The following is a 17,178-nucleotide window of genomic DNA, read 5'->3' on the forward strand; positions in this document are numbered from 1 at the left end:
TCAGCGATTCTGCTCGGGGTTCCACTGCCGGTAGCTGTGCCCGCGCAGGAACTGCCACAGGCCGACGCTCATTCCCGCCAGGGTCACCAGCACATAGGCGGCCAGGCGAAACGGTTTGGGCAGGCGGTGCCCGGTGTCCAGCAGACCGGCCAGGCCGATGGCATAGCCCAGCAGTTGCAGGGTGCAGGTCCACAGGTAGAACACCGGGCCGTCGAGCAGGCACAGGTTGCTCAACAGCAGAGGCACCAATAGCAGCGGGGCCAGGCGGCGCAGCAGCTTGTGGCTGATCAGGGCGATGGCGTACAGGCCGTGGCGGCGTGGGTCGAGCAGCTCGCTGCGTGCAGCCAGGCTCTGCAGGCCGCCGACGGTGACCCGCTGGCGCCGGCGAAACTGCTTGCCGGCTTCGTCGACGCCGCAGTCCAGGACCAGCGCCTCGGGCACATAGACGATGCGCTGGCCGGCTGCGGGGGCACAGGTGCTGATGAAGAAGTCGTCGTTGACCTGCTCCGGAATCGCCTCGAACAGCTCGCGGCGCAAGGCCAGCAGAGCGCCGTCGGCGGAGACCATGCAGCCGTTGCGGTTCTCCACCCGGCGCACCCAGCCTTCGTAGTGGCGGTACAGGCTGTCGCCGAGGCTCAAGCCCTTGCCGGGGCGGGGAATGATCATCTGCCCGGCGCAGCCGCCGACGCCGGTGATGGCCAGCGGCTGCAGGAGGTGGCGCAGCGTGTCGTCGGCCCATTGGTTGTCGGCGTCGGTGAATACCAGAATCTCGCCGTGGCACAGCTCAACCGCGCGGTTGAGCGCGGCACCCTTGCCGATCCGCGGCAGGTCGAGGACCTGGATGCACGGCTCACCGACACTGCGCGCACACGCCACGGTGCGGTCGCTGGAACCGTCGCTGGCGACGATGATCTGCAGGCTGGCGGCCTCGTAGTCCTGGTTCAGCACGCTGCGCAGTTTCTGCTCGATATGGCGCTGCTCGTTGTGCGCGGCGATCACCACGCTGATCGTCAGCGGGCGGGGCTCGCCGGCAACGGGCTGGCGGCGCAAGGGTGCGATCAGGGTCAGTAGCAGCGGGTAACCCAGCCAGGCATAGAGGGGCAGCAGCAGGCACAGCCAGAAGATGAGTTCAGCCACGGGCAGGCCTCCGGGCGGTCAGGTTGAACAGGCTCATGACGAAGGCCATCCCGGCCAGATGCAGGCGGATGAAGTGCAGCCCCCAGAGCTGCACGGTCAGCCACGTGTCACGGTGTTTCAGGCTTTGCCGCAGGCTCAGGGCCAGGGCCGGCAGGCTGGCGATCAGCACCAGCAGCAGGCTCAGGTGCGGGAAACCGTCGAGCAATGCCGACAGGGCCATGGCATCCAGCACCCAGGCGCCCAGCGACAGCGCCGGGAAGCGCAGCAGGCGCAGGCTCACGCCATGGCTGCGCAGCAGCTGCAGGTGACTGCCCTGGCGCCACATTTCCTTGCCCAGCCATTCTTTCCAACTGCCTTCGTAGCCCCAGTGCAGCACCACCGGGTAGCGCAGTACCGCCAGACGGGCGCCGGCTTCGTGCAGGCGTAGGGTGAAGTCCTTGTCCTCGCCGCTGCGCAGGCTTTCATTGAAGCCGCCGACGGCGTCGAACCAGCGGCGGGGCATCAGCAGGTTGGGGCTGGGCAGCCATTGCTGGCGTTGTAGCAGGTCGCCGGCGCGCAGGGTGCGGCGCTGCCAGGCGATGGCGAACCAGGGCGCCTGGCCCGGGGTGTCGCAGTCCAGGGCGAAGATGTCGGCGCGGTCTTCACGGTGCAGGGCCAGCAGACTGCTCAGCCAGGTGCGGGGCACTTCGATGTCGGCATCGATGAACGCCAGCCAGTCGCAGTCGCAGGCCGCCGCGCCACGGTTGCGCAGGGCACCGATGCTCAGGCCCGGCAGGCTCAACACCTCGGCGCCAAGGGCGCGGGCGATGCGCGGGCTGTCGTCGCTGGAACCGTTATCGACCACCACCACCTGGAACGCGACCCCGGCTGCTTGCGCAGCGGCGCCCACGGCCTGCAGGGTACGGCCTATATGCCGGCTCTCGTTGAACATCGGGATGACAATACCGACCCGGTTCATGGCTGCACCACCCGCTGCTGCACGGCTTCTGCCTGGCGGCGCAACACGGCTGACAAGGCCAGCATGATCCACAGGTACTTGTGGTTCGGCGCGCTGAGGAACATCAGGAACAGCCCCAGCGACAGCATGCTCATGCTCAGGTGGGTGAGCAGGTCGGCATGGGCCACGTCATGCTGCTGCAGCCAGGCGCGGCGGGCCATCCAGAAGTTGCGCAGGCCCAGGAGGATCAAGCCGACAAACAGCAGGCCTCCGGGAATGCCGATCTCGCTGAACAGTTCCAGGTAGGTATTGTGGGCGCGACGATACAGGTCAGTGATCTTGCGGTTGGCCGAGAAGGCCTTGGCGTAGCCGGTGTTGGCATAGTGCAGGGGAAAGGTGCCGGGGCCGGAACCGAGTAGCGGGTTCTCGCGGATCATCTTGCTGCCGACCACGATGTACGAGGCGCGGCGGCCCAGGGAGTCGTCCTCGTAGGCGTTGACCCCGGACTTGAGCACGCTGAGCGACTGGATGCGCTCGATGTACTTGGCCGGCATCACCGCGACTGCCGCCGGCAGCGCCAGGGCCAGGGCGAGCATGACCAGGCCGAGGTGACGCGGGCGGATGCGGGTCAGGTGCAGGCGGTAGTGGTACAGGCCGATGCCCAGGCTGATCAGCAGTACCACCAGGCCGGAGCGCGATTCGGTGCGCGTCATGCCGGCCAGGAGCAGGGTGGCGCAGCCCAGCCAGAGCACCTTTTGCCACAGGCCGCGGCTGTTCAGCAGCAGCCAGATGGCCTGGGGCACGGCGAAGGCGATCAGCATGGCGAACACGTTGGGGTCGTCGAGCAGGCCCTGGGCGCGGCCCTGGTCCTGGTATTTGACGGAGAACATGGCCAGGGCGCAGGTGGCGGAGACGCTCAGGGTCACCAGGCGGGCCAGTGCCGCCAGGTTGAGGTCGCGGCCCACCAGCAGGGTCATGACGAATACCAGCAGGCCGATCAGCAGCTCGCGCAGGTGCTGTGCCGACTGCAGCCAGCTTTCGCTGAGCCAGAAGCTCAGGCCGTAGCAGGCGAGGAAGGCCAGCAGCAACGGCCACAGGTTGCTGCGCAGGCGCTGGCCGTCGAGCTTGCCGCTGGCCAGCTGTAGCACCAGGATCAGCGCCAGGCCGGCGCCGATCACCTTGCTGGCGGACAGGTCGCTGTCCTTGAACAGGCCTTCGAACGGCACCAGGGCAGCGATGGCCAGCAGGCCCCAGGCCGGGCGGCGCCACAGGGCCAGGACACCGACCAGGACGAACACCGCACCTGGCGCCAGGTACGGCCAGGGGCTGACCAGCAGGGCCACGGCGGCGAGGCCGAACAGCCCGATCAGGGACAGGGGCAGGATCATGCGCGGACCTCCGTGACAGCGCCCAGGTAAACCTGGGCCCAGCGTTGGGCCAGGGTGGGCAGGTGGTAGCGTTCCCGTTGGGTATGGCGGGCCTGGGCGATCAGCTCGTCGGCCTGGGCCGGGTCGTCGATCAGTGCGGCCAGTTGCGCGGCCAGTTCATCCACCGCCAGCGGTCGGGCCAGCAGGCCGCTGCGCCCGTGCTCGATGACATCGGGGATGCCACCGACGCCAAAGGCCACCACCGGCACGCCGTCCTGCATGGCTTCCAGAAGAATCATCGGCGTGCCTTCGGTGCGCGAGCTGATCACCAGGGCGTCGAGGCGGCCCATCCAGGCGCGCATGTCGTGCTGGAAGCCCGGCAGGCGGATTCGCTTGCACAGCCCGGCGGCCTCGATCCGTGCGCGCAGGGCCGGCAGCTCCGGGCCGTCGCCAAGCATCACCGCGTGCAACTGCGGGTAGCGCAGGCATAGCGGGATCAGCGCGTCGAGGAACAGGTCGGGGCCTTTCTCGCTGCTCAGCCGACCCACGTAGCCGGCCAGCCACTCGCCGTTGCCGGGAGCGCGGGACAGCGGTTGGACGCTGTCCGGCAGGCCGTTGGGAATCACCCGGATCTTGCTGCCGGCCACGCCGGCGTCACGCAGGATGCGGGCGATGCTCTCGGCGACGCAGACCACCTTGTTCACCAGCGGCGAGCGGCACAGTTGCAGGGTCAGCCAGGTGTACAGGCGCTGCTTGTGGCTGCGCGGGGTGAAGCCGTGCTGGGTCGATACCAGGGGCATGCCCCAGAGCAGCGAGGCCAGGCAGCCGAACAGCAGGCCGCGGAAGTTGTGCGCATTGAGCAGCGGGCGTACCTCCTGCCCGCCGCGCAGTGCCGCACGCAGCCCCGTCACCCCGGTGCAGCGCTGGCAGTCCACCCCAGCGTCGCGAAAGCGCGCCAGCAACTCGTCCGGTGCTTCGAGAAACACCACCCGATGCTGCCCGGGCGTGGCCCGGCAGTGGTCCAGCAGCATGCGCTCGGCGCCGTAGAATCCCCCGCTGTTGAGCAGGTGGACGATCGGCTGGCACGGGGCTGCGGCGTTCAATTGCGCACCCAGTGCCACAGGCGTGGCAGCGACCACTGCTTGTGCGGGTTGGGCAGTTCCGGGGTCTGGTCGTTGATCACCAGCAGCACTGGCAGGTTCAGCTCGTGGCCGATCTGTGCCGGATGTTTGAAGCGATGATCGAAGAACTCGCGGACATAGACCAGGGCGATGGCGAACAGCAGGCCGGTGAGCAGGCCGAACGGGATGATCAGGCCCGGCCGCGGGAACGCCGCTTCGGTCGGCTGGTACGGCGCGCTGAGGATGCGGGCGTTGGACAGGTTGTCCAGCTGGCCCTGGCCGCGGCTTTCTTCATAGCGCTGGGTGTAGGTGAAGAAGGCCTTGTGCAGCGCATCGATCTCGGTGTCGAGCTGGCGCGCCTTGCTCTGGGTTTCCTGGAGCTGGTGGATGCGGCCCTTGAGGTCGGCGATGCGCGCGGTCTTCTGGCCGATCACTTCCTGGACCACGGTCAGGTCTTTTTCCCGTTCGCTGATGCGGTTGGCCACCACCTTGAGGAACTGCTGGCGGGTCCGGGTGATCTGGTCGCGCTGGAGTTGCATCGGCTCGCTGTTGGGCTGGAAGATCGCCACGTCATTGCCGTAGCGCGACACCTGGGTGGTCAGTTGCTCGCCCAGTTGCTTGATTTCGCGGTCTTCGAAAGCAACATTGTCCACTGTGGTGGTGAAGGTGAACGGGAAGCTGTAGTCGTTCATCTTCGCCGAGCTGGCGCTGGCCAGGGCCGTCTTCAGGTAGTCGAGCCAGCGTTGGCTTTGCAGCAGGCGATCGCGGTACAGGTTCAGCGCCTGTTCCTCGGTGTTGATCGCGTTGAGGCGGAAGGTGATCTCTTCCTTGGGATCGGACGAGCCGTTGGCTTCCAGCAGGGCCAGGCGCTTGCTTTCCAGGTCGTCGAGACGGGTCTGGTACTGGAGTTTCTTCTGTTCGTAGAAGGATTCCGGCAGCTCGTTGGATTGCAGGTCCTGGCGGTTCTTCAGGTAGTTGTCCAGCAGTCGGGCGACGAAGGCAGTGCCTTGGGCGGGATCGGCGAAGCTGTAGTTCACCGAGATCACGTTGGAGCCTGGCAGGGTGTCGACCTTGAGGTTTTTCACCGCCTGTTCGGTCATGGCGTCGAGCTCGCTGTCACCGGCTGAGGCCACCTTGAGGCCCAGGGCGGTGCGCATCGGGTCGATCACATGCTCGTGCAGCGGGCCGAATACCCAGCGGTCGAACAGGCCGGGCTCCACTGTGTATTTGCCCTCGCTGCGCAACTGGCTGATGGTCTGGCGGATCAGGGTCGGCGAACGAAGGATGTTGCTCTCCGTCTCCATGTCCGCCAGGGAGGGCGGGATGAACTTGTCGGTTTCCTGGGCCAGGGCGGTGTTGGTGTCACTCTGCGACAGCTTTTTCGACTGGACGATGACTTCTGCGCCGATATCGAAGCTTTGCCGCAGCACCAGGGGCAGGAGCAAGGCGATCACCGCGAAGGCGAAGAAGATCCGTTTTACCAACTGCCGGTTGGCGAAGAAGATGCGGAAGAATTCGTGCAGGTAGTTCTCTTTGGGATTCATGTCGCCGTACCCCTGAGGTCAGTTAGTGCTGCCTTTGTTGTCCACGCGGTAGCTGAAGCCGAAGTTGACGCCTTGGAACAGCACCACGTCGGCCAGTTGCCGGGCCAGTTCGCCGGCACTGGCCAGCTTGGTCTTGGGCACGTAGAGCATGTCGTCTGGCTGCAGGTAGGCCACCTGGGCAGCGCTGGCGTCCAGGGCCTGGTCGACGTTGTAGCGCACGGCGTTCACCTGGTTGCCGTTGCGCCGCATGATCACCACCGAGTCCAGGCGCGCCTTGATGCTCGGTCCGCGGGCCAGGGTCAGGGCTTCCAGCACCGAGACCGGACGGCGGATCGGGTAGGCGCCGGGCTGGCCGACTTCACCCAGCACATAGATCTCATTGACCGCGGTGGACTTGAGCATCACGTCCACGCTCATGCGCCCCGGCAAGTCGGCGTAGCGCTTGTTGAGGAAGGTTTCCAGCTGGGTCACGGTCATGCCCTGCAGGGGTACCGAGCCGACTTCCGGGAAGTTGGCGCGACCGTCGCTGTTTACCGTGATTTCCCGGCTCAGGCCGGTGGCCGGGTGGTTCAGTGCACTTTTCAGGTTCTGTTCGTTGGTCAGCGGGCTGATCACCTGCACGGTCAACTGGTCGCGGTTGGGCTGGAACAGGCTCTTGTTGCGGTAGGCCTGCTGGATTGCGGCACGGGCCTGGTCCGGGGTCATGCCTGCCACTTTCACCGAGGTGTTGGCTGCTGGCAGCTCGATGCTGCCGTCGGGCAGCACCAGTTGGTTGCCATTGAGCGAGCCGGCGGAGAGGAAGTTGAGGCCGACGGTATCGCCGGACTGGATACGGTAGGCGTCCGAGCCGGCCGTGCTGATATGAAAGATCACATCCAGCACGTCACCGGGGCGCAGCGCCTGCTCCTGGCTGGTCAGCTCGCTGGCCTGGGCATTGGCTGGCGGCGCGGTCAGGATCTGCACCGGCATCTGGCTGGTTTCCTGGGTGCTGGTGCAGGCCGCCAGCGGCAATAGCGCGAACAGGGCGATCAGGGTGGTTCTCATCATTGTTTCCCTCGCGTGATCGGCTCAGAGGTTGTTGTACAGCCACTTGGGCATGTAGTAGCGGCGCCGGTTGAACACACTGCCGATCAGCAACGCGCCGGCCTGGACCAGGCGCTGGCTGGCGGCCTGGGCCACTTCGCGGCGGGTGTCCTCGGCGTTGATGACCAGGATCACGCCATCCACCAGGGGGCCGATTACCAGGCTGTCAGCACCGGAGTAGATCGCTTCGCCGTCGATCACCACGAAGCGGTAGTCGCTGGCCAGGCGTTGCAGCAGGGTGCGCAGCACCTCGGGATCGAGGCGTTCGCTGCCGCGCCGGTGCACACCAGCGGGCAGCACGTCGAAGCTCTGGTCGGAGAGGCGCACGATGCAGTCCTGCAGCAGCGGCGGGGTCTCGTCATCGAACAGCAGATCGTGGAAACCGCGCAGCTTGGCCAGGCCCAACTGCTGGGTGAGGTTGTTGGTGTCGTTGCTGGCGTCCACCAGCAGTACCGACCCGCCGCTCAACTGCGCCAGCTGGCTGGCCACGGCCAGGGCGCTGGTGCTGGTGCCACTGCCGCGGTTGGCGGCGGTGATCAACAGCAGGCGTCGATCCTGGTCGAGCACGGTGGAGGTCAGGTTGCTTTCGCTGGGGGTCGCGATACTCATGCTTCTCGAAGTAGAACCGTCCATCTCAACTTGCTCCGTGGCCAGTGAAGACTTTGAAGGGGGTCTTGAGCAGGATCTTCAGGTCCAGGCTCAGGCTCTGTTCGGCGATGTAGCTGAGGTCGAGCTCGACACGCTGGTCGAAGTCGATGTCGCTGCGCCCGGAGATCTGCCAGAGGCCGGTCATGCCGGGGTAGATGCTCAGGCGGGCGAGGTGGCTGTCCTTGTAGCGGTAGGCATTGAACGAGGTTGGCCGGGGACCCACCAGGCGCATGTCGCCGCGCACCACGTTGAACAGGTTGGGTAGCTCGTCGAGGCTGCTGCGCCGCAGCCAGCGGCCGATCCGGGTGACCCGCGGGTCGTCGTCGATCTTGAAGTCGATGGACTGGGCGCCGTGTTTGTTCAGGTGGCGCAGGGACTCCTTCAGCGCCTCGGCGTTGGCCACCATGGTGCGGAACTTGAACATGCCGAAGCAGCGTCCACGGTAACCGGTGCGCCGCTGCACGAAGAACACCGGCCCCGGGCCGCTGGCCTTGACCAGCGCGGCGAGCACCAGCAGCAATGGCGAGAGCAGGAGGATGAGCAATACCGCACCGAAGGCGGCGACACAGCGATTGGTTCGTGACAGGGTCCAGGGCCGACCGCCGAGGCGCCCGGTGAACCAGCCACGGCCTTGCTTGTGCACGGCCGAGTCGATGCGCATGCGGTGCTTGGGATCCATGCGTTTGTCCTGGTACAGCGCCTGTACCTGGGCGTCTTGGGGTTGTCCGGTCATGTCTACCTCCGAACTGCAGCGGGCGTGGCCCGGTTACCCTGCGCTGGCGTCCCGAGCAGCGGCAGGTAGTGATCGAAGAACCAGGCGGCGAAGCGCCCGAGCCCGTCGTCGAGGGTGATCCGTGGGGTGAAGCCGGTGGCGGCGGCGAGGTCGGCGGCCTCGGCGCAGGTGTCGAGCACGTCACCTGGCTGCAGGGGCAGCAGTTCCAGGTCGGCCTTGCGGCCCAGGTGCTTTTCCAGCAGGGCGACGTAGTCGAGCAGGGCCACCGGGCGTTGCCCGCCGATGTTGTACAGGCGCCAGGGCGCGTGGCTGCTGGCCGGATCCGGTTCGTAGGCATTCCACTGCGGGTTGGCCTGCGGGGCCAGGGGAATCAGGCGCACCAGGCTCTCGACGATGTCGTCGATGTAGGTGAAGTCGCGCTGGTGCTGGCCATGATTGAACAGACGCAGCGGCCGGCCCTCGTGGATCGCCGTGGCGAACTGCACGGGCGACATGTCCGGACGGCCCCAGGGGCCATACACGGTGAAGAAGCGCAGGCCGGTGGCGGGAATGCCGAACAGGTGGCTGTAGCTATGGGCCATGGCCTCGTTGGCCTTCTTGCTGGCGGCGTACAGCGACAGTGGGTGGTCCACGGCGTCGCTTACCGAGTAGGGCACCCGTCGGTTGGCGCCGTACACCGAGCTGGACGAGGCGTACAGCAGGTGCTGCACCGGATGGTGGCGACAGCATTCGAGTATGTTGAGGAAGCCGGCAAGGTTGCTGTCCAGGTAGGCCCGCGGGTTGTCCAGTGAGTAGCGCACCCCGGCCTGGGCGGCCAGGTGCAGGACCACGTCCGGACGTTCGCTGGCGAACAGGCGGTCGAGGGCCTCGGCGTCGACCAGGTCGAGGATCCGTGGGCTGAACTCGCCGGCCTGCTGGCGCACCCATTCGACCCGCGCCACCTTCAGCGCCGGATTGTAGTAGGCGTTGAAGTTGTCCAGAGCGACCACCTGATGCCCGTCGTGCAGCAGGCGCAGGGCGCAGTGGGCACCGATGAAGCCAGCTGCGCCGGTCACCAGCACTTTCATGATGCCGGTACCTCGGGCACGACATGGCGCAGGCCGATGCCGCAATAGTCCAGGCCAAAGGTGGCGACCTGGTCAGGGTTGTACAGGTTGCGGCCGTCGATGATCAGGCGCTGGCGCAGCTTCTTTGCCAGCAGGGCGAAGTCCACCACGCGAAAGTTCTTCCACTCGGTGCAGATCACCAGGGCATCGGCATCTTCCAGGGTGTCGTCACGGGTGGCGCAGAGGTGCAGGTCGTTGCGGTAGCCATAGATGCGCCGGCATTCGGCCATGGCTTCCGGATCGAAGGCATGCACCGTGGCGCCTTCGGCCCACAGCGCTTCCATCAGGTAGCGGCTGGGGGCTTCGCGCATGTCGTCGGTGTTGGGTTTGAAGGCCAGGCCCCATAGCGCCACCGACTTGCCGGCCAGGCTCCCGGGGAAATGCTGGCGCAGCTTGCTGAAGAGGATCTGCCGCTGGCTGTCGTTGACCTCGCTGACGCATTGCAGCAGGCGCAGCGGCATGCCGTTGTGTTCGGCGGTGTGCAGCAGGGCGCGCAGGTCCTTGGGGAAGCACGAGCCGCCAAAGCCGCAGCCGGGATAGATGAAGTGGTAGCCGATGCGTGGGTCGGAGCCGATGCCCTTGCGCACCGCTTCGATATCGGCGCCCAGGCGTTCGCTGAGATTGGCCAGTTCGTTCATGAAGCTGATGCGCGTTGCGAGCATGGCATTGGCCGCGTACTTGGTCAGCTCGGCACTGCGGTTGTCCATGAACATGAGCTTTTCGTGGTTGCGGCAGAAGGGCGCATAGAGTTCGCCGAGCTGGTCCTGGGCGATGGCGTCGCAGGTGCCGACAATGATCCGGTCGGGGCGCAGGCAGTCGGCCAGGGCGCTGCCTTCCTTGAGAAATTCCGGATTCGAGACCACCCTTGCCTTGAGGTTGAGCTTGCCGAGGCGGTCGAGGGTTTCGCGAGCCAGTTGCGCCACCTGGTCGGCGGTGCCCACCGGTACCGTGGACTTGATGATCAGGGTGCGGTCGGCGTCCATCAGCTCGGCGATCTGCCGGGTCACGCCGAGGACGTGAGAGAGATCGGCGGCGCCGTCCTCGTCGGGCGGCGTGCCGACGGCGATGAACACCAGTTCGGCATGGGTCACTGCGTCGCTGGCCTGAGTGCTGAACAGCAGGCGGCCATCGCGGATATTGTCTTCGAGCATGGCCGACAGGCCTGGCTCATGGATCGGCGGCACGCCCTGGCGCAACTGGCTGATCTTGTGCGCGTCGACATCCACGCACAGCACCCGGTGTCCGACGTCGGCCAATGCGGCCGCCTGTACGAGCCCAACGTAACCAGTACCGAAAACGCTCACGTCCATTCGGGGATGCCTCGCATGGCGTAATGGGGGTGTAACAGAGATGTGTCTTCGGTATAGCGCAGGCCGGGGAAAAAGTGTCAATGGAATGGCATGTTTCGTTGAACTTACAGCGGGAGATCGACAAGTCTTTTTGCTATCAACTCGTTGTCAATCCGTACCTTAGCGGCAAAACATACTGGCAAATCGCCGGGTGGTTTCCCGATTAACGGTCGAAAGCCTCGCTATATAAGGCTTCTGCTGAATCGCGCGGAGTTATTTAGCAACCCCTTATTTGGTGTTAATCCATAAATATCGGCGTCAAAAAATCGCCATTAAATTGGCGATTGATAGCTGGAAAGACCGTCGCAAGCTGGCTACCTTTCGAAGATCCCCGGTGGTCGAAGGCGGAATCATTCGATGCGCGCATACCTCAAGAGCCTGCTACTGATCGCCTATCTGGCCTGTTTCCACGAGGCCATTCTTGAGCGCCTGCAGGCCCTGGGGATCGGTGTGGCGCTGGTGTTGTACCTCGGTGTGTTTCTGGTGCTGGCTGCGGGACTTTGGCTGGCGGCGCAGATTCGCCAAGGGTGGCTGCGCTGGCTGCTGGCCCTGGCGTTCTGCATCAGTGCGGTGTTTTTCGATGCTTATGCGCGGATCACCGCCACTTACCTGACTTACAGCGCCTTCATCTCGTTGGTCTATTCCGGTGGTTTCATCCAGGAGGCCTTCGCCCAGTACCACAGCGCCATTCTTCAGGCGCTGGCCCGGGGCCTGTTGCTGCTGTTCGGCATCGGCTTGCGGCCCGGCGTCCGGCCCCATTTGCCGCGGGTCGTGCCTTGGGCCACGCCGCTGTTGGGCCTGCTGCTGCTGACCGGGATCCTGTTCATTCGCGCCGGGGAGGGCGCTCGCGGTTTGCCGGTGATGTACACGCCGCTGGCCTATCTCAATCTGCTGGCCTACGAGAGCCTGCACGACCGTGTCGGGGTGCGCGAGCCGGTGCGCCTGCCCCGCAGCGGGCCGGCCATGGCCAGGGACATCGTGCTGCTGATCGATGAAAGCGTGTCTGGCAACTACCTCGACCTGAACACCCCGCAAGGCGTGCCGACGCCACTGACGCGGCCACAGCCGGGGCTGAAGATCTTCAACTACGGCTACGCCGCGTCTATCGCCAACTGCAGCGCCGACACCAACGTCACCCTGCGTTATGGCGGCACCCGCGCCGACTACCTGCGGATCAACTCGACCCAGCCGTCGATCTGGCAGTACGCCCACCAGGCCGGGTTGGCCACGGTGTACATCGATGCCCAGCGTAGCGGCGGCAACCTGCAGAACCTGATGACCGACACGGAAAAGCGCGATATCGACCGCTTCATTCAGTTCGACGACACCCCGGTGCTGCAGCGGGACATGGCGGTGGCGGCGAAGCTGGTGGAACTGCTTGCGGATGGCAAGCCGCAACTGATCGTGGTGAACAAGGTGGGGGCGCATTTCCCGGTCCACGACAAGTACCCGGACGATTTCATGAACTGGCGTCCGGCCTTGCCTCGCGGGCAGTACGCCGATGTCACCGACACCGGCAGCCGCGACGGTTTTTCCGGCAGTCCTGACGACTGGGTGCTGTACCGCAATGCCTATCGCAACACCCTGGCCTGGAATGTCGGCGAGTTCTTCAACCGTCTGTTCGCCGGGGCGGACCTGAGCCAGGCAGTAGTGATCTACACCTCGGACCATGGCCAGGACCTGCACGAACGGGGCAATCCGGGTTTGAACACTCATTGCGACAGTGATCCGGTGATCGAGGAAGGGCTGGTGCCGCTGGTGGTGATCCAGGGGGAAGGGGTCAAGGCTGTGGACTGGCAGGCAAACCTGGCAGTGAATCGCGACCGCTCGAGTCACTACAACCTGTTCCCGACCTTGCTGCAATTGTTCGGTTATGACCCGGCGGCGCTCCAGGCGACGTATGGCCGCCCGTTGAGCGTGCCGACTGAAGACGACTTCACCTTCAACACTCGCTTCAACGCGCGGTTGGGGGCGAGCCCGGTGTTCAAGCATATCGACCTGGGGCAGGTGGTGGTGCCCGACGGCAAGGCGGGGTCGATGGTGGGTAGCAGGGAGTAATGCTTCCAGCCTGCGGCGTGGACTCAATGGAGGACGACTCGCCGGACCGCCGTTGCAACAGGAGGCGTCGAGCGGGCGCCTTTCGATCAAGGGGGGCGCGACAGTACCCGAGTCTTGCCCCCTCCAAACCCCGCCTAGTCCGCTTTGACGATGATTCCCCCCACCAGCAATCCGATGATTCTCCCCAGCTTGCCACCCGATCCGGAGAATCGAACGATGTACAGCACCCGAGACAAGAACGAAGAAGAAATCGAGCTGCTCGACCGGGCACGCCGCCTGGTGCCGCTGCTCAAGGAACGCGCCGCCCAGGCCGAGCGCGACCAGCGGGTGCCGGACGAGAGCATCATCGAACTGCAATCGGCTGGCTTGCTGCGCGCCCTGCAACCCCGCGCCTTCGGCGGCTACGAAGTGGACCCGCGGACCTTCTTCGAAATCCAGATGACCCTCGCCGAAGGCTGCATGTCCACCGCCTGGATCTACGGCGTGATGGGTGTCCATCCCTGGCAACTGGCGCGTTACCCGATCGAGGCGCAGCGCGAGGTCTGGGCCAATGACCACGGCGCACTGATCGCCTCCACCTACATGCCGGCCGCCAGGGTCACCCCGGTCGAAGGCGGCTACCGCATCAGCGGCCGCTGGGGCTTCTCCAGCGGCAGCGAGCACTGCCAGTGGGTGTTCCTCGGCGGTATCCTCCCGGCCGACGGCGATTTCACCAGCGAACACGGGACCTTCCTCCTGCCCCGCAGCGACTACCGCATCGAACGCAACTGGGACGTGCTCGGCCTGCGCGGCACCGGCAGCCACGACATCGTGGTCGACGACGTCTTCGTCCCGGCCCACCGGGTGCAGCGCACCAACAACTGGCGCATCGAGGCCACCCCGGGCCGCCTGGTCAACACCAACCCGATCTACGCCATTCCCTTCGCCCAGGTGTTCTCCCGCGCCGTGTCCACCTCGGCCATCGGCGCCCTGCAAGGGGCGATCAACGAATTCCGCGCCAACGCCGCCGCCCATATCGGCAAGCACGGCGCCCGCACCGCCGACGACCCGGTGGCGCAGATCGCCGTGGCCGAGGCCGCCATCACCGTCGATGCCCTCAAGCTGGTGCTGTACCGCAACTACGAACACCTCATGGACCTGGCCCGCAAAGGCGAGTACCCGGACACCGAGACCCGCCTGCTGTACCGCTACCAGTCGTCCTACGTGACCAACGTCTGTGCCGACCGGGTCAACGACCTGCTGCGCAGCATGGCCGCCTCGGGTCTGTACAACAGCAATCCGGTAGCGCGGATCTTCCGCGACCTGCACCAGGCGCGCGGGCATATCGCCAACAACTTCATGGCCTACGGGCGCAGCTTCGGCGCGGTGCAACTGGGCCTGCCCAACCCGGACCCGTTCGTCTGAGCCCCTCCGCCTGCCCGTCGCCGCACGGGCAGGCCGCACCGAGTACCGAACCATGAATGACTATCTTGCCCTGCGCGTGGCGCGGGTGATCGAGGAAACCGCCGATGCCCGCTCGCTGGTGTTCGACGTACCCGAGCATCTTGCCGAGCGCTTGCGCTATCGACCGGGCCAGTTCCTGACCCTGCGCGTACCTTTCGACGGCGGCTGGCTGCCGCGCTGCTATTCGCTGTCGAGCACGCCGCTGCTGGACGAGCCGCTGCGGGTGACGGTCAAGCGTGTGCGCGACGGCCGTGCCTCCAATTGGCTGTGCGAGGAACTGCAGGAAGGCCAGCAGTTGGAAGTGCTGCCACCGGCTGGCGTGTTCGTGCCGCGTTCGCTGGACGACGACTTGCTACTGTTCGGCGGCGGCAGCGGCGTCACCCCCGTGCTATCGATCCTGCGTTCGGCGCTGCTGGCCGGGCAGGGACGGATCCTGCTGGTCTATGCCAACCGCGACGAACGCTCGGTGATCTTCCGTGACGAACTGCGCCAGCTGGCCAACGCCCATCCGCAGCGCCTGCAGGTCATCCACTGGCTGGACGCGATCCAGGGCGTGCCGTCCAGCGCGCAGCTGGCCGAACTGGCGCGGCCCTTCGTCGATGCCCAGGCCTTCATCTGCGGGCCCGGTCCGTTCATGGACGCCGCAGTCGAAGCCCTGAAGAACCTCGGCATGCCCAACGCCCGGGTCCACGTCGAGCGCTTCGTCTCGTTGCCCGGTGAAGGCGAGATACCGGCGCAGATGGCCAGCGAGGCCGCAGTCGCGGCCGAACTGGCGGTGCGCCTCGACGGCGAGGACCACCAACTGGCCGTGGGCAGCGGCGAAACCGTGCTCGCCGCCATGGAGCGCGCCGGTCTCAATCCGCCCAGCGCCTGTCGCATCGGCGGTTGCGCCTCGTGCATGTGCACCCTGGAAAGCGGCGAGGTCGAGCTGCTGATCAATGACGCCCTGGATGCCGGTGAACTGGCCGAAGGCTGGATCCTCGCCTGCCAGGCCGTGCCCACCAGCGCGCAACTGCGTATCCGCTTCCCCGAATGATGAACGAGCCCATGACCGATCCGAGCCTGAATGCCCCTGAAGTGCCCGGCAGCATTGCCCGCCTGCTGTTTGCCAGCGCCCGCCGTTTCGCCGGGCACGCCGCCATCGAGGAGGATGGCCAGCGCCTGGACTACGCCGACCTGCCCGAGCAGGTCATGACCCTCACTCGTGGCCTGATGGCCCTTGGCATCCAGGCCGGCGACCGCGTCGGCCTGTGGGCACCGAACAGCTGCCAGTGGATCCTTGCCGCGCTGGGCATCCATTGCGCCGGCGCCGTGCTGGTGCCAGTCAACACGCGGATGAAGGGTCAGGAGGCCGCCGATATCCTCGAACGCAGCGGTTGCCGCGTGCTGTTCGTGCAGCGCCGCTTCCTCGATGTCGACTATGTCGAGTTGCTGGCGCCGCACCGGCCCACCAGCCTGGAGCACCAGGTGATCCTGGACGCCGACAGTGCGACCGACACCCGTGACCTCGGCTACCGTCAGTTCCTTACCGGTGCTCTGACCATCGAGACACTCACCGCCGAACGCCGTGCCCTGTCCATCGGCCCCGAGGCCATGTGCGACCTGCTGTTCACCTCTGGCACCACCGGCAAGCCCAAGGGCGTGATGAGCGCCCACGGCCAGAACCTGCGGGCCTTCAGCGAGTACGTGCGGGTGATTGGCCTGGTGCCGGGGGACCGCTACCTGATCGTCAACCCGTTCTTCCACGCCTTCGGCTACAAGGCCGGCTGGCTGACTTGCCTGATTGCCGGGGCGACCATCCTGCCTCACGCCGTGTTCGACCCGGACGCAGTGTTCCAGCGTATCGCTCACGAGCGCATCAGCGTGCTGCCGGGGGCGCCGACCCTGTACCTGTCGCTGCTGTCCCATCCGCGCCTGGCCGAGACCGACCTGTCCAGCCTGCGCATCGCCATTACCGGCTCGGCGAGCATCCCGCCAAGCCTGATCGAACGCATGCGCCACGAACTCGGCTTCAGCGTAGTCACCACCGCCTACGGCCTCACCGAATGCGGCGGCCTGGCGACCATCTGCGACCCGGCCGACTCGGCAGAAATCATCGCAGGCACCAGTGGCCGGCCGTTGCCGGGCACCGAGGTGAGCATCCGCGACCCGCACAACCACGTCTTGCCCACCGGCGAAACCGGGGAAATCTGCTTGCGCGGCTTCCACGTCATGGGCGGCTACTTCGAGAACCCCGAGGCCACCGCCGAGGCCATCGACACCGATGGCTGGCTGCACACCGGTGACGTCGGCCGCCTCGACGAACACGGCAACCTGGTGATCACCGACCGCCTCAAGGACATGTACATCGTCGGCGGCTTCAACTGCTACCCGGCGGAGATCGAGGCGGCGCTGATCGCCCATCCGGCCATCGCCCAAGTGGCGGTGATCGGCATTCCCGATGCGCGCATGGGCGAGGTGGGCTGTGCCTGCGTGGTGCTTCGAGAGGGGCGAGAACTGGAGGAGGGCGAACTGATCGCCTGGAGCCGCGAGCGCATGGCCAATTACAAGGTGCCGCGGCGGGTGAGGCTGTTCACGGCCTTGCCGCTGAACGCATCGAGCAAGGTGGCGAAGAACGAACTGCGTGCCCTGGTGGCCAACGGCTGAGTTTCA

14 protein-coding genes are annotated in these 17,178 nt (G+C 65.9%); 4 read left to right on the top strand and 10 right to left on the bottom strand.

The genetic code is table 11. From position 1 onward, the window contains the following. Genes AC5QPF_RS14860 through AC5QPF_RS14905 form a run of 10 tightly spaced genes read right to left on the bottom strand, consistent with a single transcriptional unit; the run spans position 1 to position 10,986 of the window. The gene (locus AC5QPF_RS14860; RefSeq protein ID WP_494963944.1) at positions 1-1,137 is read right to left on the bottom strand and encodes a glycosyltransferase; all 1,137 of its coding nucleotides are present in this window, start codon (positions 1,135-1,137) and stop codon (positions 1-3) included. Next, positions 1,130-2,095 carry a glycosyltransferase gene (locus tag AC5QPF_RS14865; RefSeq protein ID WP_494963945.1) on the bottom strand — a complete coding sequence of 322 codons (966 nt, stop codon included), beginning with the start codon at positions 2,093-2,095 and terminating at the stop codon, positions 1,130-1,132. The genes AC5QPF_RS14860 and AC5QPF_RS14865 overlap by 8 nt, the downstream gene beginning before the upstream one ends. After that, the gene (locus AC5QPF_RS14870; protein WP_494963946.1) at positions 2,092-3,462 is read right to left on the bottom strand and encodes an O-antigen ligase family protein; all 1,371 of its coding nucleotides are present in this window, start codon (positions 3,460-3,462) and stop codon (positions 2,092-2,094) included. Before AC5QPF_RS14870 ends, AC5QPF_RS14865 begins: the two co-directional genes overlap by 4 nt. Continuing rightward, the gene (locus tag AC5QPF_RS14875) at positions 3,459-4,556 is read right to left on the bottom strand and encodes a glycosyltransferase (RefSeq protein ID WP_494964176.1); all 1,098 of its coding nucleotides are present in this window, start codon (positions 4,554-4,556) and stop codon (positions 3,459-3,461) included. Before AC5QPF_RS14875 ends, AC5QPF_RS14870 begins: the two co-directional genes overlap by 4 nt. Continuing rightward, positions 4,541-6,106, bottom strand: coding sequence for a GumC family protein (locus AC5QPF_RS14880; RefSeq protein WP_494963947.1), 1,566 nt, complete (start codon positions 6,104-6,106; stop codon positions 4,541-4,543). The genes AC5QPF_RS14875 and AC5QPF_RS14880 overlap by 16 nt, the downstream gene beginning before the upstream one ends. Positions 6,107-6,124: 18 nt before the next feature. Next, positions 6,125-7,150, bottom strand: a complete 1,026-nt coding sequence (locus tag AC5QPF_RS14885) for a polysaccharide biosynthesis/export family protein (protein WP_494964177.1) — start codon at positions 7,148-7,150, stop codon at positions 6,125-6,127. 24 nt (positions 7,151-7,174) lie between these two features. Further along, positions 7,175-7,822 (bottom strand): CpsD/CapB family tyrosine-protein kinase, encoded by a 648-nt coding sequence (locus AC5QPF_RS14890; RefSeq protein ID WP_494963948.1) that lies wholly within the window; start codon positions 7,820-7,822, stop codon positions 7,175-7,177. 1 nt (position 7,823) lies between these two features. Further along, positions 7,824-8,570 (bottom strand): sugar transferase, encoded by a 747-nt coding sequence (locus AC5QPF_RS14895; protein WP_494963949.1) that lies wholly within the window; start codon positions 8,568-8,570, stop codon positions 7,824-7,826. A gap of 2 nt (positions 8,571-8,572) precedes the next feature. Continuing rightward, positions 8,573-9,637, bottom strand: a complete 1,065-nt coding sequence (locus AC5QPF_RS14900; protein WP_494963950.1) for an NAD-dependent epimerase/dehydratase family protein — start codon at positions 9,635-9,637, stop codon at positions 8,573-8,575. Next, positions 9,634-10,986, bottom strand: coding sequence for a nucleotide sugar dehydrogenase (locus AC5QPF_RS14905; RefSeq protein ID WP_494963951.1), 1,353 nt, complete (start codon positions 10,984-10,986; stop codon positions 9,634-9,636). Before AC5QPF_RS14905 ends, AC5QPF_RS14900 begins: the two co-directional genes overlap by 4 nt. 396 nt (positions 10,987-11,382) lie before the next feature. Between AC5QPF_RS14905 and AC5QPF_RS14910 the strand changes: the two genes are divergently transcribed. From AC5QPF_RS14910 to AC5QPF_RS14925, 4 genes are all read left to right on the top strand, one after another. Further along, entirely contained in the window at positions 11,383-13,083 is a 1,701-nt protein-coding gene (locus AC5QPF_RS14910; RefSeq protein ID WP_494963952.1) for a sulfatase-like hydrolase/transferase, read from the top strand. A 216-nt stretch (positions 13,084-13,299) separates the two neighbouring features. After that, complete coding sequence (locus AC5QPF_RS14915) at positions 13,300-14,487, top strand: acyl-CoA dehydrogenase family protein (RefSeq protein ID WP_494963953.1); 1,188 nt, start codon at positions 13,300-13,302, stop codon at positions 14,485-14,487. Between the two features lie 52 nt (positions 14,488-14,539). Beyond that, positions 14,540-15,562 carry a 2Fe-2S iron-sulfur cluster-binding protein gene (locus AC5QPF_RS14920; RefSeq protein WP_494963954.1) on the top strand — a complete coding sequence of 341 codons (1,023 nt, stop codon included), beginning with the start codon at positions 14,540-14,542 and terminating at the stop codon, positions 15,560-15,562. Next, entirely contained in the window at positions 15,562-17,172 is a 1,611-nt protein-coding gene (locus tag AC5QPF_RS14925; RefSeq protein ID WP_494964178.1) for a FadD3 family acyl-CoA ligase, read from the top strand. Before AC5QPF_RS14920 ends, AC5QPF_RS14925 begins: the two co-directional genes overlap by 1 nt. The last annotated feature ends 6 nt before the right edge of the window (positions 17,173-17,178 follow it).

It is taken from the genome of Pseudomonas sp. Con_6, from assembly GCF_059379395.1.

Coding starts and splice junctions, on each gene's coding strand:
- AC5QPF_RS14865 (WP_494963945.1), bottom strand. CDS start 2,095: ATGAACCGGGTCGGTATTGTCATCCCGATGTTCAACGAGAGCCGGCAT.
- AC5QPF_RS14870 (WP_494963946.1), bottom strand. CDS start 3,462: ATGATCCTGCCCCTGTCCCTGATCGGGCTGTTCGGCCTCGCCGCCGTG.
- AC5QPF_RS14880 (WP_494963947.1), bottom strand. CDS start 6,106: ATGAATCCCAAAGAGAACTACCTGCACGAATTCTTCCGCATCTTCTTC.
- AC5QPF_RS14885 (WP_494964177.1), bottom strand. CDS start 7,150: ATGAGAACCACCCTGATCGCCCTGTTCGCGCTATTGCCGCTGGCGGCC.
- AC5QPF_RS14890 (WP_494963948.1), bottom strand. CDS start 7,822: ATGGACGGTTCTACTTCGAGAAGCATGAGTATCGCGACCCCCAGCGAA.
- AC5QPF_RS14895 (WP_494963949.1), bottom strand. CDS start 8,570: ATGACCGGACAACCCCAAGACGCCCAGGTACAGGCGCTGTACCAGGAC.
- AC5QPF_RS14900 (WP_494963950.1), bottom strand. CDS start 9,637: ATGAAAGTGCTGGTGACCGGCGCAGCTGGCTTCATCGGTGCCCACTGC.
- AC5QPF_RS14905 (WP_494963951.1), bottom strand. CDS start 10,986: ATGGACGTGAGCGTTTTCGGTACTGGTTACGTTGGGCTCGTACAGGCG.
- AC5QPF_RS14910 (WP_494963952.1), top strand. CDS start 11,383: ATGCGCGCATACCTCAAGAGCCTGCTACTGATCGCCTATCTGGCCTGT.
- AC5QPF_RS14915 (WP_494963953.1), top strand. CDS start 13,300: ATGTACAGCACCCGAGACAAGAACGAAGAAGAAATCGAGCTGCTCGAC.
- AC5QPF_RS14920 (WP_494963954.1), top strand. CDS start 14,540: ATGAATGACTATCTTGCCCTGCGCGTGGCGCGGGTGATCGAGGAAACC.
- AC5QPF_RS14925 (WP_494964178.1), top strand. CDS start 15,562: ATGAACGAGCCCATGACCGATCCGAGCCTGAATGCCCCTGAAGTGCCC.